14 protein-coding genes are annotated in these 21341 nt (G+C 37.7%); 7 read left to right on the top strand and 7 right to left on the bottom strand.

What is annotated here, in order from left to right; all coding sequences use genetic code 11:
* Window positions 1-160 precede the first annotated feature (160 nt).
* The 3 genes from H5183_RS06235 to H5183_RS06225 all read right to left on the bottom strand — a co-directional run bounded on the left by H5183_RS06235 (window position 161) and on the right by H5183_RS06225 (window position 8516).
* On the bottom strand, window positions 161-2017 hold the full coding sequence (locus H5183_RS06235) for a rhamnogalacturonan acetylesterase (RefSeq protein ID WP_182731218.1): 1857 nt from the start codon (window positions 2015-2017) through the stop codon (window positions 161-163).
* 227 nt (window positions 2018-2244) lie between these two features.
* Window positions 2245-5268, bottom strand: coding sequence for a TonB-dependent receptor (locus H5183_RS06230; protein WP_182731217.1), 3024 nt, complete (start codon window positions 5266-5268; stop codon window positions 2245-2247).
* Window positions 5269-5801: 533 nt separating this feature from the next.
* Window positions 5802-8516, bottom strand: coding sequence for a TonB-dependent receptor (locus H5183_RS06225; protein WP_182731216.1), 2715 nt, complete (start codon window positions 8514-8516; stop codon window positions 5802-5804).
* Between the two features lie 423 nt (window positions 8517-8939).
* On the opposite strand from H5183_RS06225, the gene H5183_RS06220 reads away from it, so the two are divergent.
* The 3 genes from H5183_RS06220 to H5183_RS06210 all read left to right on the top strand — a co-directional run bounded on the left by H5183_RS06220 (window position 8940) and on the right by H5183_RS06210 (window position 12173).
* Window positions 8940-9698 (top strand): rhamnogalacturonan acetylesterase, encoded by a 759-nt coding sequence (locus tag H5183_RS06220; RefSeq protein ID WP_182731215.1) that lies wholly within the window; start codon window positions 8940-8942, stop codon window positions 9696-9698.
* Between the two features lie 259 nt (window positions 9699-9957).
* Entirely contained in the window at window positions 9958-10953 is a 996-nt protein-coding gene (locus H5183_RS06215; RefSeq protein WP_182731214.1) for an LLM class flavin-dependent oxidoreductase, read from the top strand.
* 239 nt (window positions 10954-11192) lie between these two features.
* The gene (locus H5183_RS06210) at window positions 11193-12173 is read left to right on the top strand and encodes a patatin family protein (protein ID WP_145239058.1); all 981 of its coding nucleotides are present in this window, start codon (window positions 11193-11195) and stop codon (window positions 12171-12173) included.
* Between the two features lie 83 nt (window positions 12174-12256).
* On the opposite strand, the gene H5183_RS06205 is transcribed toward H5183_RS06210, so the two are convergent.
* Window positions 12257-13123, bottom strand: coding sequence for a DMT family transporter (locus tag H5183_RS06205; RefSeq protein ID WP_182731213.1), 867 nt, complete (start codon window positions 13121-13123; stop codon window positions 12257-12259).
* A gap of 88 nt (window positions 13124-13211) precedes the next feature.
* The gene (locus H5183_RS06200) at window positions 13212-13922 is read right to left on the bottom strand and encodes an AraC family transcriptional regulator (RefSeq protein ID WP_145239052.1); all 711 of its coding nucleotides are present in this window, start codon (window positions 13920-13922) and stop codon (window positions 13212-13214) included.
* Between the two features lie 193 nt (window positions 13923-14115).
* Between H5183_RS06200 and H5183_RS06195 the strand changes: the two genes are divergently transcribed.
* Both H5183_RS06195 and H5183_RS06190 read left to right on the top strand, forming a co-directional pair.
* Window positions 14116-15522 carry a sodium:alanine symporter family protein gene (locus H5183_RS06195; RefSeq protein WP_182717275.1) on the top strand — a complete coding sequence of 469 codons (1407 nt, stop codon included), beginning with the start codon at window positions 14116-14118 and terminating at the stop codon, window positions 15520-15522.
* A gap of 73 nt (window positions 15523-15595) precedes the next feature.
* Entirely contained in the window at window positions 15596-16642 is a 1047-nt protein-coding gene (locus tag H5183_RS06190) for a patatin-like phospholipase family protein (protein WP_182731212.1), read from the top strand.
* 133 nt (window positions 16643-16775) lie between these two features.
* Here the strand turns inward: H5183_RS06190 and H5183_RS06185 are convergent, their stop codons facing one another.
* The gene (locus H5183_RS06185; RefSeq protein WP_182731211.1) at window positions 16776-17717 is read right to left on the bottom strand and encodes a DUF4238 domain-containing protein; all 942 of its coding nucleotides are present in this window, start codon (window positions 17715-17717) and stop codon (window positions 16776-16778) included.
* Between the two features lie 497 nt (window positions 17718-18214).
* Entirely contained in the window at window positions 18215-18778 is a 564-nt protein-coding gene (locus H5183_RS06180; RefSeq protein ID WP_145239042.1) for a YSC84-related protein, read from the bottom strand.
* 142 nt (window positions 18779-18920) lie between these two features.
* On the opposite strand from H5183_RS06180, the gene H5183_RS06175 reads away from it, so the two are divergent.
* Both H5183_RS06175 and H5183_RS06170 read left to right on the top strand, forming a co-directional pair.
* On the top strand, window positions 18921-20132 hold the full coding sequence (locus tag H5183_RS06175; protein ID WP_145239040.1) for a tyrosine-type recombinase/integrase: 1212 nt from the start codon (window positions 18921-18923) through the stop codon (window positions 20130-20132).
* Window positions 20133-21323, top strand: coding sequence for a sodium:proton antiporter (locus H5183_RS06170; protein ID WP_182731210.1), 1191 nt, complete (start codon window positions 20133-20135; stop codon window positions 21321-21323).
* The last annotated feature ends 18 nt before the right edge of the window (window positions 21324-21341 follow it).

Below are 21341 nucleotides of genomic sequence, written 5' to 3'. Positions count from 1 at the left end.
AGGAAAATATAAATGACGCTTGTGAAAAGCAAGTAAGCGAATTAAATAAGAGGGTATAGGGTTGATTACTGCAAGCTCATTAACCTTATCGTGAAGTTAATGAGCTTATTATTGAATTAATTTCTATAAAATGCCGTCATAGTGGTCAGTTTATATTAACTTAATCACCAGAAAGTCCGGATACTTTCACATCGTATACTGCTAGGTATTTACCTGTTGTATCTGCACCAGCCGCATTATATGGGTAAATACGTATATACATCTTATTACCAGCAAGCACTTGTATAGTAACGTTATATTCAGTAAGTAACATAGTGTCTTTTGAGAACGAAATAGGAGCCTCATTTAATGATACAGGGTTACTAAAGTCGCTATTAAATGAGTATTGTATATCGGCTTGAACCGTAGAACCCCCGCTGGTAGTCATCCATGCCGAAATAGTATCGATAGAAAATGTTTGAGTTGCGGCAGTAAGTGAAAACTCTAGATACTTATCAGCATTTTTAAAGACCAACTCAGGACCATAAACCCTAAATCTTGCTACTCCTGTATCTTGTTCGTTAACAGCAAATGTTTTAACTGACCCTGTATCTAAACCCATAACGTTTGCGTCTTGTGCGGTAATTGGGCCATCAGTTATTGCTGCTAATGCACCACCTTCAGTAAACCAACGACTATAGGCGGGGAGACCATTACCAACAGCAACACCGTTACCTGAAACGTTCACGGTGCCTAAATCAATCCCACCCGCAAAAAAGCTAATACTATCATTGAAAGATTTTTCAGTATAAGGAGTGAACTGAACATACATTTTTTCAGTGAATGCACCATTTTCATAAGGAACGGTTAATTCTGTTGTCCAGTTAGTTGAATCGGGAGCATCACTTAATAAAAATCCATCAGGTGCGGTTGCCACTAAATTACCCGTGTTAGGGCTTAAATCAAATGCAGATAACGTTAATGTTTTCACATTAGCGACGCCAATATAACGATCGTTCCATTGCAGTGTTTCAGGACTAGAAATAAAAGAAGTCGCTTCAATAATATAATCAGTTAAGACCTCTTGCTGTTGCAAACTTTTCATAGCAGCTTTTGCTATTAAAGTAGCGAAAAGTACTTGAGGGTGAGTGCTGTCTGCTGCAATATAAAGTGATTCAGTCGCGGCTTGATCACCGTACTTTTCAACTATTTCCTTTGTTTGCGCGGTTAAATCAACCATAGGAACGTCTAATAATATCGCGACTTCCTTCATCGCCGCAGGGTAGTTACCACGGGCAAAAAGCTCTCCTGTGTTAACTGATTCAAGATTATGTAATCCTGAGTTCCTAATACTTTCGCCGCTAAAATATTTACGCACAATAGGGCTCATTAAAATGGGCACTGCGCCTAAGTCACGTGCTTCTTTTATATATTTTTTCAGGAATTGATAATAAGAGTGTTCGCTATCAGGGCAATCCTCACCATTGCTACTGCCATCACTACAGTATGCATAAGTGCCAAATTCTTCATAAGCATCCCCTAATTTTTGATCATTATGACCAAATTGAATAATTAGGTAATCACCCGTTTTTATTGTTTCTTTAACTAAGTTCCAAAGACCATCTTCGTAATAAAAACTACGAGAACTTCTGCCACCACGGGCCCAATTTCTAACGGTTGCTTTGTCACTCACGAACATAGGAACCTGTTCCCCCCAGCCTGCTTGTGGTTTACGCGATTGGTCGTACTCAGTCATAGTCGAGTCACCAATCATATGAATGGTGATATCAGCAATTGGAACAATTGGGTCCTCGGGGTCAACAGGCGGTTCAGGGTCAACAGGCGGTTCAGGGTCGACAGGTGGCTCTGGGTCGACAGGCGGCTCTGGTTCAACAGGTGGCTCAGGATCCACTGGGTCAGTAATCACAGGGTCAGTAACTATTGGGTCAACATTACTGGAGTCATTTGATGAACCCCCGCATGCACTTAAATAAAAGCATACTAAAAGTATTGATAATTGTTTGAGAAGTATTTTCATGTTTCTAATACCTATTGTTATAAGCACACAGTATTAACTCAAATGCATGTCGAGCAAATTTAGTGAGCAAGATTTCAGTTTCTTGTTGTTATGTTTATGAGTAGGGTAAAACTGAAAATTTTGTTAAAATCAAGCCTATCAGTCTCAACTGAAAACCATCAATGATGCAGGGGAGACAATTATAGAGAAGGCACAACCCCATAAAATGAGGTTGTGTTTTTATTTAGTTAAAATGTACCTCTAAGGCCCACTAGGAACTGACGACCTGATGACAGGTTTTCGTAAGGGCGTGGCGTGTAAATATCATTCCACATATCTTGTTTTTCATCTGTTATATTAACGGCTTCAAATGAAACACTCATTTTCTCTGTTAACTTGTAGCGGGCAGAGAAATTAAGCTTCGCCTTTGCATCATAACCACGCACAAAGGTTGATTCATCTTTATATTCGTTTAAATATTGTTTGTTATAGCCACTTCGGTAGTTATAAGAAAAACGAGCCGACCAATCGTCTACTTGATAATACAAGGTGATGTTGTATGTATTCTTTGATGTTTCTTCTTCTACTAAGTTAAGTTGCGTGCCATAAAATGGGTCTTCTATATCACGTGTATAATCAATATAGGTGTAGTTAGTTTGTAAACCTAAGGCATTAAATGGTTCAGGCAAGAAGGTAAAAGGCTGTTGATAAATAAATTCTGCGCCCCACATGCCTTCAGCATCGGTATTGACAAGTTGCGATACTTGCCAAGTCACAGTGCTAGGATCTGTGTCGCCAAGGTCGATACCAAGTCTATCAAGATCGGCTTGTGATAAAACTTGCTCAGAACTTGCTTTTGTTAAACCCGAAATATTTTTATAAAACAATGATGTTGCAAGCAGCGATTCTTCGGCAAAGTACCACTCTAGACCAACATCATATTGTTTCGCTTTATAAGGCTTGAGTGACGGGCCTGCACCCATCTTAATTGTCGCTGACGGATCATCAATACTCGGCGTATTAATACTGATTGAAGAACGCAAATCAGATAGTTTTGGGCGAGTAATTGCGTGTGAATAACTAAAGCGAACGACTAAGTCCTCAGTGATATCGTAAGCAAGGTTTAATGATGGCAGCCATTCATCTCCCTCACTCACAGACTCACGCCAACCATAACCTGCAGCATAGTTAGCACCGTCTCCACGTCCCGCAGTGAAACCATCTTTGTAAATATGATCTAAATTTACGATACGACTGGTGTTTTTGTTATCAACATAACGCACACCAACATTACCACGTAGCTCTTTATCAAATATGTAGTTTCTGAAATCTAACTGGACAAATGCTGTAGCAACTTCTTCTTTAATATAATAAGTGCGTCTAAAGTCTTCTTTGGCTTGAAAAAAGTCTGCCCCAGCAAAGGCGTTGTACATGGCATTATAATCAGGTGCTAACCAAGTACTACTGTTAAGCGTTGATGAACCAGGAATTGAAGCGTTGTTACCAAAACTTACACCTTGTTTATCTAAAGTGGTATTGAACAAGCTGCCATCAATTTGGGCTGCATCTAGCGATATAACACGCTCTTCTGCTATTGCGCCTGATGTTTTGTTTGTTTCTTTATTGATGTCTTTCCAGTTATTTAAATTATAGTGTTGTTCTGTTTCAAAACTACGCTGACCCACACCAAACTTAACCGTATATTCATCGTTAATCTCGTATGTAAAATCAACTCTAATAGTTTTGTTTTCACTTTCAATTGTTTGCGAGCGATTACGTACTAAACCAGCGGTGTAATTACTTGGATCTGTCATCACCGACGCTATTTCATCTTTACTATAATTCCCGCCAGGTGGCTGACCTGCGGCAAATGCAAATGATGGCATATTAGTGTTTAACTCACCGCTACCAATCGCTTGTCCGCCCGGGTTATTAATTAATGATAATGGGTCTATATTACTATCAAAACTATAGGCCACGGTAGATTGATTACTATCTAGGGCAAAGGTGGTCATATTCGGAATGTCTAAATCTGATTTACCCTGGCCTATTAGGAAGTTCATTTTAAAACGATCGTTAATAAACCAATTTCCAGTAAAGCTAACTTGATCAAAAGTTGATTCAGATGAATCCCGTCGTGTCTCTGAGCGAATAATGGAATTTGAATACGCACCTGCGACTATGGTGTTGTTGGCATCGACATAAATGTTTTCAGGGACGATATCTTTTTGATCTCGTAATAATACTTCGTAGTGATATTCTTCAGAATCATTATCCAAGCTTGCATGCAGCACATCTAAGTTGAATGAGAGGTCATCGGTAGGCGCATACTGAAAAGCAATTGTTGCACCAAGACGTTTTTGCTGTTTTGAATACAATGAATAGCGAGGAATTCGCGGTAAATATAGCCCATCTAAATTTTCATTGGTGTAATTCCCGTTTGGCATCAGTAATGTTTTAGGTGCTACGGTAAGATAATTTGAGCCGCCTTGACCAACAGGTAAACCATCTTCGACAAAACTGGGATTGTTTACAGTCCAACGTCCAGTTGAAGAACCTTCACTTTGTACTGTGCCATCAGAGTATGCAATAGAGGCAAGTACACCAAACTTATTATCCCAGTTATTACTGAGCATAAAAGAAGCACGAGGCGATACATCCTCATCAACATCACTATAACGAGCATTGACATTGTAAGCGCCTTTAAAGCCATCATATTGAAATGGACGCGCCGTTTGTAAGTTTACATTCCCTGATATGCCACCGTCTTCAAGTTCAGCAGAAACGGTTTTATTAATATCTATTTGGGTAAACAGTTCAGATGCGAATACGTTAAAATCAAAAGCACGAGAGGTATTAGAACCACCAGCCGCATCAGTAGCAGCACCAGCAGATGCTGATTCCATGCCATTAATTGTGGTTTTAACGTAACGAGAACCTAAACCGCGAATGGTAATTTGACGACCTTCACCCGCATCCTCCTCAATAGAGATACCAGGTACGCGTGAAAGAGAATCTGCCACATTTAAGTCAGGAAATTTACCAATATCTTCTGCAATGATGGTTTCACGGGTGCCTACGGCTTCACGCTTAGACATTAAAGCGGCATTGATACTACCGCGAAAACCTTTTACTTCGATCACTTCAAGTTGATCATCAGCAACAGCTTCATCTTGAGGGGCTGCATATGCTAAGCCACTGGTCAATGCGCCACTGAGTATTAAATTGGTCATTAACTTACTAAGTTTAAAATTGTGTGTGCTGGTTGTCATAGTGGTTCCACGTTCTACTTATTGTTATTAAGTTAACATGACTTGAAAGAGAGTGTTTGTCATGTCCTTGTTCTGATTCTTATTGCACCTAACCTCATAATCCATAATGGGAAAAACAACGAGAAAGCAAGTAGCAAAGTGTTTGATTAAATGGCTTGCTACCGGTGGCACAAAATGAAAAATATAGCGTTATTGATGCGATGTCAAATGAAAAACATAACATTATTCATCATTAATTTACATTTAGAACAGCGTACAAATACCATTCAAGTGCAACATTATCTATAAGTACTATGATTTAACTGATTATTTGCCACCGGTGGCATTGTGTTTTAATTATAAATAATGGATGCGCTACTTTAGTCGTATAAAAACAATATAAGAATATTTTTGTTAGTATGTGAGTAATTTTTGATTATCAATTAAGAAAGGCAATTAACATTGAGTTGTTGGTATTGTGCGTAAAAAAACAGCTTAATTAAAATGTTAATTAAGCTGTTTACCTTAGGGGAGTTTAAAATTTAAATACTGTTTTACAAGTTGTAGCGTATTCCTAAAAAGAACTGTCGGCCGGTATGATTATATTCACGTGGTAAATCTAAACTGCCATCACCCGTTGTATACAGGCGTTCATACTCGTCGGTAAGGTTAATTGCTTCAAATGTTACGGTGACATTTTCATTAATATTATAAAAGGCTGATAGGTCAAAATGTGTTGGACCAGATGTCGCTTCTTCAGCATTACCATTGTTACCCGTGTAATCAGTGATGTAATTGTCGCGTTTATTCACTGAAGCACGAGCGCCATAGTTTTCTTCTTCATAATACAGGGTAAAGTTATAAGAATTTTTAGAAAGACCCGTAATTTCACCTGCAGAGACATACGTATAGTTAGACACTAACCCCATATTTTTTAACAACCCAGGTAGGAATGAAAAAGGTTGCTGATAAATAAGTTCAAGCCCTTTGATCACAGTTCCTTGACCATTTACAGGGACGAAATGTGTGTAAGGAGTAGTTCTAGGATCGAGTGCACTTGATGGATCATATTGCGGATCATTATCAATGAAAGGTAAATAAGCAGGATCGACTAGTTTTTCTTCACTATCACTTTTTATAAAAGAGCCAATGTCTTTGTAAAACGCGGTTGCTGCTAATAGCGATTCTTCTGCAAAGTACCATTCAACACCAAAGTCTGTATTGGTAGAGGTAAATGGGTCTAAGAATGGGTTACCCGCACTAACAGTGCCGTTTAAATAAGAAAACGATGGATTACCAGGATTGAGTGAACTCAAACTCGGGCGGGTCATGGTTTTAGATAAACCCAGCCTTACAATCACATCATCGGTTGCATCAAGGGCTAAATTTAGCACCGGTAAAACATTGTCATAGCTATTGTCGATTGATACCGCATCAGTTTGAATAAAACCTGTTGATGTGGTTTCAGTTTTTACATAGCGAACACCTGCATTGGTGCGTAGTAGCATATCGGAAATTTCATATTCAAAATTAGTTTCCACATAGGCAGCCATTGTTTCTTCTTCAACTTTCCAGCTTTGTGCACTGCGTGGCACCCACTCTTTAACTAAAAGCTGTGAATTTATTGCATCAAAATCAGCCACTATAAAGGGTGATAACGTGCCGTCATAACCGGTGCCAAAATCATCGTAGGGCATTAACTGAGAAAATCCAGCTGCAGAATCTTGATCAGGAAAACCGTTTATTTGTGATTCATCGTAACTAACCGTTCTGTCGTTATAGGCTATACCGCCTTTGATATTCATCATATCCATCTCGTATGATAAATCAATTTTAGCGGTGTCATTTTCGCGCAGTACATCTGTTGCACGTAAGCGCCCATCGGCTAAATCAAAAGAGTTGGCATCTAGAGTATCGTAATCGTAATTCATCACAGCGGTATTATTGCTGGTGCCAAAATCCATCGATACTCTATGAGGTGTGTTATTAGTCATGTTATAACGATACTGCTCAGAGCGAGCATCCGATTCAGCAGTGCCCACCATAGCGTCTAATCGAAGGTAATCAGATAAATGATATTTAGCTGAGAATACGTATTGTTGAAATTTTGTTTTTGAAATCTGCTGACGGCTTTCTACTCGAGATTTAACGCCGTTAAATGTCGCTGCTTGGATCTGTTTGCCATTTTCAGCCACGGTAATCGATTCAGGGGTAATTTCGCTGAATGTGTTTCTAAACATCTCGAAAAAGTTGTACATAGTACGATCATTATCGAGGGTTGAATGTAATGTATCTAGCGTAAGGACCAGATCATCGTTAGGAGCATATTGTAATGAACCGGTAAAGCCTAAACGGTCTTGTTCATTACCAAAAAAATCAGGGCGAGGCAGACGTGGCGTATATAAGCAGTTCACAGCATCGACTGTTTGACCTTCGAACTCACACTCCCCAGTATTGGGTGTGCCAATAACTTCTGTACTAGAGGTGTCAGCATAAATACCGCCACCATCGAGTACGGGGGTGGTCCAGCGCACAGTCCCAAAGCCTTCTTGGCGCACGGTGCGTTCAGATTTTGCGACAGAGAATAAAGCCCCGATTGTATCATCAGCAAATGTGTTGCTGATCATAAATACCATCCGTGGGTCGACTTCTTCAGTGAGGTCGTTATAACCGGCTTGCGCAGACGCAGCAACATGAAAGCCTGTTGTGTCAAAAGGACGTGCAGAATACATATCAACAGTGCCCGCTATACCACCTTCTTCAGTTGCAGCTGTGGGCGTTTTTTGGATATCAACACGATTAAATAGTTCGGATGCAAATATATTAAAATCAAATGCACGGCCACCATTTACGCCACCACCAGAGTCAGTGCCATCGGTACTTGCAGGTACTTCCATACCGTTTAAAGTAGTACGTGTAAATGCAGGACCTAAACCACGTAAGGTAATTTGCCTACCTTCACCACCTTCACGGGAAATTGCCACACCAGGAATACGTTGTAATGATTCGGCGATATTCAGATCAGGAAATTTACCAATATCTTCAGCGGCGATAGATTCTGTGGTATTTACTTCAAAACGTTTAGTTGCTAACGATTTATTTAATGATGATCTAAATCCTGTTACTTGAATTAACTCTATGTCATTTTGGGCTTTAGTTTCTGTTTGTGGCTGTTCATCGGCTGCGATTGCATACGATGTTGTGCCCAGTAATAAGGCACTAACAATGCAGTTAAGTGGCTTGAGAACGAACTTATTTGCAGTCTTCATTGTGTGTTCCTTTTTTATGCTGTTGATTTGAGTTTTTATTTTTATTACTTTATTTAGCCAGTAAAATATAAGTCTATGATTAAAGGTCATAAAAATATAATTTGAAACGGTAGAAATGCCATGGAGATACATTTGCTACCGGTGGCACACAAGTCAAGCTATATCTAAAAAAGCATATTGTCAAACCTAATAAATTACATTTTTTATGTTTTATTTACATTTATTTGGCAGTAAATGCACATTAAGTCTTGGTTTAATTTTATTCAGCACCATGATTTAACTTGTTATTTGCCACCGGTGGCAGTTGATGGTATGTTTATAACGACAACCACAATTAAGTAAAATTATTTTTTCACTCAATTACAAAAGATAATTTTATAAAGAGCTAAACTGATTTTTTAAAAACAATAAAGAGCGAGTAGAATGGGAAAATTAATAGCAGCAATATTTATCATGGTGAGTTTTTCAAGTATGTCAGCAACTACTAAAGTTCAGCTTTTTATGGCAGGGGATTCAACCATGTCAATTAAAGAAGTGAAGGATTACCCTGAAACAGGTTGGGGAATGCCCTTTAGTATCTTTTTTAATGACAGCATCGACGTTAAAAATCGTGCTAAAAATGGTCGTAGTACACGCACCTTTATCAGTGATGGCTTGTGGGCGGGCATTATAAATGAACTTAATAAAGATGATTTTGTGATCATTCAATTTGGTCATAACGATCAGTCAAAACAGAAAGTAGACCGCTACACTACACCAGAGCAATATAAGCAAAACCTAGTTAATTTTATTGCTGAAGTAAGAGCAAAGCAGGCACAGCCATTACTGATGACCCCGGTAACGCGTCGTTATTTTGATGAAAAAGGTCAGATCAAGGACACCCATCCTATTTACGCTGATATAGTAAGAGATGTAGCTAAACAGACAGGGGTCGATTTTATTGACATGGAACGGGTGACCCAACAGTATTTTCAAAAGCTTGGTGGGATCAACTCACGCTTACGTTTTATGCATATAGCACCTAACTTACATCCAAATTACCCTATGGGCGTAGAAGACAATACCCATTTCAATGAACTTGGTGCTCGAGAAGTTGCTCAATTAGTATTAACTGAAATGAAAAAAATAAATCACCCACTCGTTAAACAATTACGCATACCTGATCCAAAACATTTAAAATAAAAGTAATTATCTATAAATTTTTCGATTAAGCATGATGTAGCTAATAACGTATGTAGTTTATTTAGTGTAGTGTTATTGCATTGGATGGATGTAAATACATTCAATGCAATAACTTCTGTGCACTTAGCTTAATCGACTGGATTAATTGATTAGCTAAAATTAATGATTGAATTACCCCCCCAACAGACCCATTAATGTAATGATGGTTAAATTATTTTGATTATCTTTATCACTTAATTAAAGGCAATGAGGAGTACGCATGTCTGGGCTATCTGCAATACCGTTTTCTTTACTTGAGCTTAGCCCAATGAAAGAAGATGCCACCGTCTCAAGTACTCTTGCAAATAGTGTCGCTTATGCACAAAAAGCTGATGAACTCGGTTTTAACCGATTTTGGATGGCTGAACATCATAATATGCCGGGAATTGTCTGCGCGGCAACCTCTGTATTAATTGGCCACATAGCAGGGCAAACTAAAACTATACGAGTAGGTGCTGGTGGCGTTATGTTACCAAATCACCCGCCACTGATTGTTGCAGAGCAATACGGCACGTTAGAGAGTTTATACCCAGGGCGTATTGATTTAGGTTTAGGTCGCGCACCAGGTAGCGATCATATAACCAGTCGTGCTCTGCGCCGAGATGAACGACGCGCTGAAAACTTTGCCGATGAAGTCACTGAACTGCAAACTTTATTAGGCCCTTACGATGGTAGTCACCCTGTTCGCGCTATTCCTGGCGAGAATACCAATGTACCTATTTGGTTACTTGGTTCCAGTTTATATAGTGCGCAACTAGCAGCTAAAAAAGGCCTCCCTTATGTGTTTGCTGGCCACTTTGCACCGCGTTTTGTTTATGATGCAATCGCTTTATACCGCCGTGAATTTCAACCTTCTGATGTGTTAGACAAACCTTATGTAATGCTTGGCTTACCGATTGTTGCAGCAGATAGCGATGAACATGCACAGTTTTTAGCAACCACGTCAAAACAGCGTATCTTAGCACTGTTACGTGGTGATCCTTTATGGCTAAAAGCTCCCGTTAAAAGCATGGCTGGATTATGGAATGAGCAAAAGCAGGCTCAAGTTGAAAACTTTTTAGGATTATCTGTGGTAGGGAGTCCTGTGACCATTGCTCATAAGCTAAATATGATAGTCAAAGAGCTTGGTGTCGATGAATTCATTTTTACCAATGATCTTTACCAAAGTAGCGACCGTCATCACGCGTTGGAGATTTTACGGTCAATAAAAGCATAACCACTGAAAATTAAGCTAAGGTACACTTAACTCCCGTTACAATACAGAAACTAGCTAATACACAAAGTTTACTAGTTTCTGAACTCTACTTAAAAGTGCAAAACACAGCACTAATCTTATTTAAGCTTGCGTTCTGTTTTTATAATCAATTCGATTTATATAATCAATTTTAACGTTTGATTTAAACACATTAAAATGAAGGTATAAACCAGTAAATTAATTACAAAGGAAGGCATATTTTGAAACCTCAAGACCCCAAAATCACAAATACTTTCGATAAAACAGCATTGATCGCGGAAGGTGGTGGGCAACGAGGGATCTTCACCGCAGGTGTACTCGATGCATGGCTTGAACATGAATATGACCCATTCGATTTATTTATTGGTACTTCAGCAGGTTCACAAAACCTTACTAGCTATTTAGCTCGCCAAAAAGGGTATGCCAAACGCTTAATAAGAGGGCTTTCGCGTCACAAACGATTTTTTCAATTAGGCCGTGGTTTAGTTGGTAAACATATAGTCGACTTAGACTGGTACTTTGATAAAACTACCGAAGTTAACAGAGCACTTGATTTTAAAACTGCAAAAGCAAGTTTGGGTGAACGAGAGTTACTTATTACCGCCACTAATGCCCGTGATCGAAAACCTTATTTTTTATCACCAACCGGTGAAGGCCAGCAATGGCGAGATCTATTGAAAGCGTCAAGTGCACTGCCATTTTTATATAAACAAGGTGTAAAACTCACGCCATGGTTAAATGCATTAGCTGCTAATGAAATAGATAAAACCGACGTACACGCTGAGTCAGACTTTTACCTAGATGGTGGCCTTGCTGCGCCACTACCAGTGCGCGAAGCCTACAATCGTGGTGCACGTAAAATTGTGGTGATCCGCACAGTTGATCAAGACTTTCAAGCGCAATCGGCATGGGTAAACAAGTTAAAAGCGTTTGTTTGTGCATCAGGATATTGCCCAAAAACCTTAGATTACTTATTACAACACGAACAAGCGTATGAGGATGAGTTAGCATTTATTGCCAATCCTCCGAAAGATGTAGAAATAATACAAATTTTTGCAAACCAAAAGCTTTCGAGCAAATTACTTGGTAGTTCAACCAATGATCTACGTCGTGATTATAAATTAGGTTTATTGGCAGGTAATAACTATTTTACTGAGCAATACCCAGCAAACAATACCCACCCTGTTGCTGTGGCTAACTAATTGGTATTAATGAATTTATTCCTATCAGTTGTATGTGAGTTGGATAAGTATCATGTGTTGTTAGTTTGTAATTAATAAGCGAGTCATAAATGGCTCGCATTAACGACCCGAGGCCTGCATTTATAATTACTGATCGCTGCGCCAATTAAAACAAATGCCAATGCAATTAAAATTGACCATGAAAAATGTATTTGTTGAGCCATAACCAGTAACACGGTAGATAGTAGCGGTGTTAAAAAACTCAAAGAGGCGAGTAACGTTTTATTACCTCTTTTTAAAGCGATGTCCCATAAGTAAAATGCGCCACCGACAGGTCCTAACCCTAACAAAAAAATACCTACAGTCTGCGTTAATGAAAAACGTGTGACTGTTTGTTCAAAATATATATGTGCCAATAAGGCCAAAATAGCTACATAAAGAGAAAGCCAACCAATATCATCAACGTGATTATCAAAGCGAGTCATGAACAATGAATAACTCGACCATAATAGCGCACAACTCGCAGCAAATAGGTAGCCTAAAAAGTACTGGCTATTGATAGTAAAACCACTGCCATCACTAATTAAAAACACGATCCCTATAAAACCAACCAGCCCGCCTATAATCGCATTTATTTTGTTTTCAGACCGCGCGACAAAAACACCCAATAACAATGGCCATAAATATACAATCAGGCTAATTTCGATCAATGGTGCATATTTAAGTGCCATAAAATAACAAAAATGAAAACCAAATAAACCAACTATGCCAATAATTGTTTGCGCCTTACCAAGTGTAGGCAGAGTTAACAAAGGCTGCTTGGTAACAAGCCGTTTAATAAACAGCAATAAGAACGACACAAAGAAGCACATAAATAGTAATTGAAAAGCCGGTAATGCTTTAGTTAAATTACCTAACAATGCTAATGCGCCCCATAAAAAAATAGCTAATACGCCGAAAATTGTAGACATAGCAAACATTTAATTAAAAATTAATTGATAAAGGTAGTTTATCAATTTTACTATCTAACACTGTGCTTAAAAGGCGATATTGTTGACGCTAAAGCTGCTTTTTTAAGTCTCGTGGGGATTGTTTGAAGTAGCAAGTGAAGGCGCGACTAAAAGCTGATGGGTCGTTATAACCAACCTGTTCACCAATTACTGCTATAGGTAAATCAGAGTAACAAAGTAAGGAACGCGCATGTTCCATTCTTAATTGCGTGTGATGTTTAACCGGGCTGGTGTGCATACATTGCTTAAAAACCGCTTTGAATTGAGTAACACTTAAACATGCAACCGCAGCCATATCATTCAATGTATAGTCTATCGATAAATCTTTTTTTATTAATAACAAAACGTTATTTATCCGCGGATCAATAGTCGCATTGGTAGTTTGTTGCCTGAGTAACACCAAAAATAAATTAAAACATAACGCTGCTTCATCTATGTTAGTTACACCTTGCAACTGCTTTTGGGTAAAACTTAGATAGCTCATTAATTTATCGTCAATACTGAAACAGGGGGCATTCATCGTCGTTAAGTTATTAGGGAGCTCTAATAAATCGGCCACTATAAAACGCGCATTTTCATCTGATTTAAACGCATGTAGAGTATTTTTAGGGATCACAACACATTGACCAACACCAACAGGCGCCGCGAAATTATTCATTTCAAGTTCTATATAGCCACTAAGTGGTAAAACAAGTTGGTGATAGTGGTGCTGGTGGCTGTGGATTTTTCGTGTGTAATATCGAATCGATAAGCTATTCATCTATTAAATTTAATAATTGCTATGACAAACAATCATGAAGGGAATTGTAGGGTGTTGTAAATAACTTTTTGTTATTTTAATACACTCAATACTTGCTAATTTATATCAGCAAGATAAAGTATTGCCAACTAAATATTCTTAAATTCAGCATATGTATTCTATTGCAGGTTGAAAAATAATAACAAGGGCAAACATGTTTGATTTAATCGTAGGCAGTATAAATAACCTACTTTGGGGTGAAGGACAAATACTGATCTACATTTTACTGTTTACAGGTATTTGGTTTTCAGTACGCTTAAAACTGATTCAAATTTTAAAATTTAAACACATGTTCAGCCTTCTCAAAGGCAGTAGCAAATGCAATAAAAACGACATTAGTTCGTTTCAAGCACTGTGCACCGGATTAAGTGCGCGGGTTGGAACTGGCAATTTAGCCGGTGTTGCTGTTGCGATATCATTAGGTGGCAGTGGCGCCATATTTTGGATGTGGGTGATTGCCATACTGGGCATGGCGACCGGTTTTGCAGAAAGCGTACTTGGCCAAGTATATAAAGTACGCGATAGCCAAGGCGAATTTAGAGGTGGCCCCGCTTATTATATTCAACAAGGAATAGGCAGTCGTAGTCTCGCTATCGCGTTTGCGTTGTGTTTGTTCTTAGGTTATGGCTTTACTTTTAGCGCGATGCAAACCAACACCATTACTGATGCGCTTAATTTCGCTTTTGAAATTCCAACCTTATACTCAGGCATAGTCATAACTCTGCTTGCAGGCTCTATTATACTCGGTGGCTTTAAAGCTATTGCCCGCTTTGCTGAGCGAGTAGTGCCGGTGATGGGCATTGTATTTGTACTGGCAGCTGTGATTATTACCTTGATTAACTTCACCCAAGTACCTGCTATGTTGAAGGATATATTCTTATCTGCTTTTGGGCTACAAGAAGCCGGTGCAGGCGCAATGGGCGCGGCAATCAAAAACGGTATTCAACGCGGCTTGTATTCGAACGAGGCTGGCGCAGGCAGTGTACCGCATGCATCAGCAAGTGCGTCGCCCATTCCAAATCACCCAGTAACGCAAGGGTATATTCAAATGCTTGGGGTGTTTTTTGATACTATCGTGTTGTGTAGTTGTACCGCTGTGATTATCTTATTGGCTGATATTGATATCAGTGGTGAGATGGCAGGCATTCGCTTAACACAAGCGGCAATGACCGCACATTTAGCACAAGGGGGCGTGTACTTTGTAGCAGCAGCCATTACTTTATTTGCCTTTACCTCGGTAGTGGCTAATTACGCTTACGCCGAAAGTAACCTACATTTATTTAAGCTCGATAATAAAGTAGGGCGCGGCATTTACACATTTTTATATCTATCAATGATGATGTGGGGGGCGTCTGCCACATTAAAAGAAGTATGGGATTTAGCCGATATTGCTCTTGGCTTGATGACAGTTGTCAATGTAATTGCCATAATACTGCTCACCCCGACTATTTTAAATGTCACAGACGATTATAATAGGCAACGAGCTGAAGGTATTGAGCCTGAATTTAATGCAAAAAATGTGCTCATTCAAGGTAAAACCGAGCAGGGTATTTGGCACTAAACATGACTATTGCTGTGAGGTTTTTTGCATAAGTATTCACCTTGCTGGTTGTTGAAAATGATTAAGTATTTTTATGATTGATATATATGCAGGTAAAACTGCGGCAAAAATAATTACAGAACAAGGTTTTAAGCCCGACCTTTTTAATGCCTTTTTAGGTGCATCCGGTGGCCCTAAATGGTTTACTTTATTTGGTTTAGATAAGTATATTTTTGGTGAGTTTTTTAAAAACCGATCATCGCAACTCAATTTAATTGGATCATCGGCTGGAGCATTCAGATCTGCATGTTTTTCACAAAACGATCCCGTTGCGGCCATTGAACGCTTAGCAAAATCGTATTCGCAAACCCGATATTCTAGTAATAAACCCACTCCTAATGAAATTACCACTAAAGCCCGCGCACTACTCGAAGATGTGTTTGGCGATAACGGTGTCACCGAAATTATAAATAACCCCGTATTTAAAGCGCATTTTATCGTTGCAAAATCTAACGGGTTAATTGCCAGTGAACATAAATTAATACAGCTTTTGGGTTTATCAAAAAGTTATCTGTTTAATCGCGTTAATCGTAAATTATTAGGCGGGCAATATGAGCGTTTTATTTTTGGCGCACCGAATAGTAATTTAAGTATTACTGACAGCTACAATTTTAAAACTCAAAATATCGCACTCACACAAACAAATTTAAAAGATGCCTTACTGGCATCGGGATCAATACCGCTAGTAATGCAAGGTATAAAAAATATTGCCGGCGCGCCTACAGGCATGTATCGCGATGGTGGTATTGTTGATTACCACTTTGATTTTAAAATTAACAATCCTGGACTTATTCTATATCCACATTTCAATTCAGATCCAAAAGCAGGGTGGTTTGATAAAAGTTTAAAACGTAAAGTCGCCGCAGAAAATTACGATAACGTGGTAATGATCACTCCCTCTAAAAAATTCATCGCCAGCTTACCTTACGGAAAAATCCCCGATAGAAGCGACTTTACAGATCTCGATGCGGATACACGTATAAAATATTGGCGAACAGTATTTAGCGAGACTGAAAAACTAGCCGATGATTTTGATAAAAAACTCAATAGCGAAAATGTTGAGCTGAAAATAATTGAATGATCTAATCTATCAAGTAATGTAGTTTTATGAGTCGTAGTTAATAATCCATAAATTATCGTACGTAATATTAAAGGAAAGGGCGAAAGCCCTTTTTATCAATTATTTACAATGTTAGCAATAAGATATAATGACACTAGTGAGTTTTCATAAATAACTTTCTGTATTCATTTATAGAAGATTCTGAATCTGCAAAATAAGTTTGATGTGAATTTTGAACAATTAATGAGTTAAATAATTTTACATCTTCTGTTGTACATAACTCATTAAAAAATTTAGTGTTTATATCACGTAAGATTACATACCCAAACTTTGGTGAGATTGGAAAATAGAGATCTTTACCATTATCAGTAATACTTTTAAGACTTACTACTGGTGAATCAGAAGTAATAAATGAAATGTCTGAAGAGTTAATTAATGGGATATGAATATCGATATTACAATTTGTTAAGAGATTAAGAGCGTAATTTTGCCCAAAGACAAAACTAAAAAACCACCAGTGTTTTCTAAATACACTCAATAGAATGTCAATATCTTTTTCATCTCTAAAATTCTCATTTAAAGAAAATCTAGGCCACAAATTTAACTTAGAAAAACTACTATCTTTTAAATCCTTAGTCCTAGTTGCCTGATGACCAAGAAAATTCATAAAATCTTTAAAGTAATCTGAGTTTTCAAGGATATTAAAATCACCATTACTTAGTTGAGGCAAAACTTTAAGCATTTTACCCTCTATTTTAGAATGATAATTCTCTAAAAGGTTAATTTTCCAGTTATTAACACTATCGGATTGTTTTAAAGCAGCTTTAAACGAATTGTAGTAATGAAGGTTTATCTCGTAATTAGAATCAGATATAAACTTAAGAATGATCTTAATATATAGATCTTCATAATTTTCAATATGTTCCAATTTATAAAAAAAATCTTGCTTAGCTACTCCAAGCGCGGTTTCAGTTGCTGCAATATGTTTTTTAGTAGCAAAGTAAGCTAATTTATTATCAACCTGCCAATTTTCTAGATAACGCCGCCAAACAAAATGATGATTTTTTTTGGGTACTAATTTTTTAGATTCTAGCAAAATTAACTTCCTGTCTTTTCTGAAATATCACCAACAATATCTAGTAATTGGTTCTGTAATTCAAATAAATACTTATCTTGTGTAGATGTCTGTCTTTTGAGGTTTTGGTACATTTGCTCTGATTTCTTAGCAGAACATTTATATCGGTGTACTAACTGTAAATGAGATGGTTTTACTATACCCCAAGGCGTAGTCATTTTGTTGTCGTGATATCAAATTCTATAATCTGCCCATGGGCGAGTAGGAGAAAATAGCCTAGATAAATTATTTAAATTTGCTTTAGCTGACGCGTTTGATAAAAGTATAGCTATAAAAAATTTGAATTAAAACTAATTGAAAAATTTAAGCTATAAGTTATTTTTGGCTGATAGCTGATAGCTGATAGCTGATAGCTGATAGCTGATACCTCATAAATTACGTTATGTTAAATAGGCTGAAATAAATTAAAGTGGGCGTAATCATACGAACTAGCCCACTTTTAGAAGGGTTTTGAGGTCTTAATTTAGCTCAGAATCTACCCAGAATTTAGTGCCTTTTAGTACGGCTTGTAATGCAAGGCCATTTTCGGTTAATGAATAAACAGTTACTTGATCTGCAATGGCTTCGGCAACAAGTGCACCGCCTTTATCTTGGTATTTTGCCGCTGCATCGGCATTGCCACCGAAGGCCCAGCCATTTTCAATAAAACGATTTAACGCAGCTTGATTATGAAAAACCATTACAACGTTAAAGTCTTTAACACCTAAACCAAGTCCTAAACCAGCTTCACCCATATTCATATAAGTTGATTTACCCGTCAAATTATTTTTAACCACACCATAACCGCCACCAAAGCTGGCTAAAACTACATTGACATTAGCATTATCAAATACTGCATAACCAGCGGCATTTTTAATTTGCTCTTTAACATCTGGTTTTTCTTTGTATAATTTACTGAGTGTATCTGCTCGCATATTTTGCACTAGATTACGCTTTTCAGTTGGAGAAGCACTACCTGTTGTAGCACAACCAGACAGGACTAATGTAAGTGCAACTAAACTTAAAACTATTAACTTTTTCATATGCCTTCCTTAAACCAGCAACATTGCCTTGGTATTATCTGATTAGCTTAACAATATAATTATTCACTAAGTCCAATACTAGACAGTATCGGACTTTAAAGTTAAACTGTAACTACTTTATTTTATTAGAAATAACTATATTATGCTTGTTGCTTTGGTCGATACATTAAAACAATTACGGTATCAAATTGCCCATCTTGAAGATGATACAATGCAATCAGAATACCCAGAACTTGCCACCTTTATACAGCAAGTTGGCTTGACTGTCGCTGAATCTAAGCAAGAATTAGTATTTTTGTATCAATTTTTATATGTTTATGGCCGAAAATCAGAAGCGACATATAATCGTTTTCGGAACGAACTCGAACGCTTTTACCTATGGTCTTGGTTAGTCGCAGAAAAATCAGTATTTGAATTAAAACGTGAAGACATAGAAGCCTATGTCGATTTTATGGTCGAACCCGATAAAAGCTGGGCGATGACTTCAGTGCAATGGCGCTATAAAGATGAGCAAGGGATCCGTAGATTAAACGAAAATTGGCGCCCTTTTATGCTCAAAGAATCTATTGCTAGCCAACAAACATTAGCGGCCATGTTTACTGCTTTAAATGTATTTTACAAGTTTGCTATTTTAGAAGAAAAAACCTTTGCTAACTTTGTACCGGTTGTAAAAAAGAATAGCCCTTATTTAGTTGTGCAATCACAAATAAAAATTCCTGATACCTTGAGTGATATTCAATGGGAATATGTATTTGGTGTCACACGTGATAAGTGTGAGCAACAACCTGATCTTGAAAGAAATTTATTTACCTTAGCGTGTTTAAAAGGTCTTTATTTACGGATCTCTGAACTATCAGAGCGACCACAATGGTCGCCTGTTATGTCTCATTTTTGGCAAGATAATGATGGCTTTTGGTTTTTAAGAATTATGGGTAAAGGAAATAAATTACGTGATGTCACACTCAGTGAAGATTTTGTAACTTATTTAAAACGTTATAGGTTGTACCGAGGTTTACCAGCCCTGCCCCGCGTTGATGAATCTGAACCATTGGTGCATAAAATTCGTGGTCAAGGCGGAATGACCGTTCGACAAATTCGTCGCTTAGTTCAACAAAGTTTTGATTTAGCCAAACAATCTTTACTTGATGATGGCTTTACTGATGATGCCGAGCAACTAGAATCGGCAACAGCGCATTGGCTCAGACATACTGGTGCTACGCATGATGCACAAACTCGCCCTTTAAAACATTTATCAGAAGATTTAGGACATGCAAAAATTGCCACCACCGATCAAATATATATTCAGACAAATATCAAAGAACGAGCAAAATCTGGACTTAAAAGGAAAATCTAAATGGAATATGTTGTATTAACTGCAGTGGGTTTAGCCTTTTTAATTTATTCATTATCTATGCATCAATTAGAGCGAGCTGAAATTACCGGACCTATGTTTTTTGTTATTATCGGTGCGTTGATCGGGTTTATGCTACCAAGTAAAACGGCATATTTAACCAGAGACTTAGATCACTTATTACCTTTAATAGAATTAACACTGAGCATATTTTTATTTACTGATGCCGCAAAAACCAAACTGATGGTTTTAAAACACAGTTTTCAATACCCTAGCCTATTACTTTTTATTGCTTTACCACTTACCTTGTTTGCTGGAATTATTATTGCGAGTTTAATGTTTACCCAGCTGACACTTATTCAAGCTGCACTAGTTGCAATAATATTAACGCCTACAGATGCAGCGCTTAGTAAAGGATTATTAAATAGCAGCGCGGTGCCTGAAAAAATTCGTGAAGGGATCAATACTGAAAGTGGTTTAAACGATGGTTTATGTGTGCCAATATTTTTAGTCTTGATGTTGTTAGCAAAAGAGCCTGCATCTACATTTTCGGTTTTTGATACGGTCATTGTTTTTGCGCGTGAATTAGGTGTGGCTATTCTGGTTGCAGTTGCTGCAATGGGATTGATCATTCCCGCGATTAAATTTGCCATGCAACGTCATTATTTTTCAAATAATAGTAGCCCATTTTTAGTGGTTGGTATGGCAATGGCCATTTTTTCAATCGCACAAAGTTTGCATAGCAGTGGTTTTATTGCGGTGTTTGTTGCTGGATTAATTTTTGATAGATTTACCGATCAGGCTTTACGCTTAAAACTCGTTGAAGATAGTGAACACATCGCGGACTTTACTGGTTTGTTGATCTGGTGTTTATTTGGTTTTGTATGCAGCTATTTAGTTTTGCCAGAATTATCATGGGCACTTACTGTATTTGCACTACTGAGTACAACGCTTATTCGAATTATCCCTGTGATGTTGTCATTACAATTTACTAAATTAAAAATGAAAGAACGTTTTACTTTTGCTTGGTTTGGCCCGAGAGGCTTAGCATCTATTGTATTTACTTTAATGGTGATCGATAGCGGCATCGAAAATAAATACCTTATAGCTACGATTGCTATGACAACTATTTTATTTAGTGTTTTTATTCATGGTATGAGCACCAAGCCTATTGCTGATAGTTATTTAAAATAAAAAAACGATATAAAAAAT

The organism is Pseudoalteromonas sp. SR44-8, from assembly GCF_014163635.1.
Classification (GTDB): Bacteria; Pseudomonadota; Gammaproteobacteria; order Enterobacterales; family Alteromonadaceae; genus Pseudoalteromonas; species Pseudoalteromonas rhizosphaerae.
The sequence above is the reverse complement of the archived record's forward strand: the minus strand, read 5'-3'. Positions and strand labels throughout refer to the sequence as shown.

Excerpts from the sequence above, each read along its gene's own strand:
- H5183_RS06235 (WP_182731218.1), bottom strand. The coding sequence starts at position 2,017 with ATGAAAATACTTCTCAAACAATTATCAATACTTTTAGTATGCTTTTAT.
- H5183_RS06220 (WP_182731215.1), top strand. The coding sequence starts at position 8,940 with ATGGGAAAATTAATAGCAGCAATATTTATCATGGTGAGTTTTTCAAGT.
- H5183_RS06180 (WP_145239042.1), bottom strand. The coding sequence starts at position 18,778 with ATGAAAAAGTTAATAGTTTTAAGTTTAGTTGCACTTACATTAGTCCTG.
- H5183_RS06225 (WP_182731216.1), bottom strand. The coding sequence starts at position 8,516 with ATGAAGACTGCAAATAAGTTCGTTCTCAAGCCACTTAACTGCATTGTT.
- H5183_RS06190 (WP_182731212.1), top strand. The coding sequence starts at position 15,596 with ATGATTGATATATATGCAGGTAAAACTGCGGCAAAAATAATTACAGAA.
- H5183_RS06205 (WP_182731213.1), bottom strand. The coding sequence starts at position 13,123 with ATGTCTACAATTTTCGGCGTATTAGCTATTTTTTTATGGGGCGCATTA.
- H5183_RS06175 (WP_145239040.1), top strand. The coding sequence starts at position 18,921 with ATGCTTGTTGCTTTGGTCGATACATTAAAACAATTACGGTATCAAATT.
- H5183_RS06195 (WP_182717275.1), top strand. The coding sequence starts at position 14,116 with ATGTTTGATTTAATCGTAGGCAGTATAAATAACCTACTTTGGGGTGAA.
- H5183_RS06200 (WP_145239052.1), bottom strand. The coding sequence starts at position 13,922 with ATGAATAGCTTATCGATTCGATATTACACACGAAAAATCCACAGCCAC.
- H5183_RS06170 (WP_182731210.1), top strand. The coding sequence starts at position 20,133 with ATGGAATATGTTGTATTAACTGCAGTGGGTTTAGCCTTTTTAATTTAT.
- H5183_RS06230 (WP_182731217.1), bottom strand. The coding sequence starts at position 5,268 with ATGACAACCAGCACACACAATTTTAAACTTAGTAAGTTAATGACCAAT.
- H5183_RS06215 (WP_182731214.1), top strand. The coding sequence starts at position 9,958 with ATGTCTGGGCTATCTGCAATACCGTTTTCTTTACTTGAGCTTAGCCCA.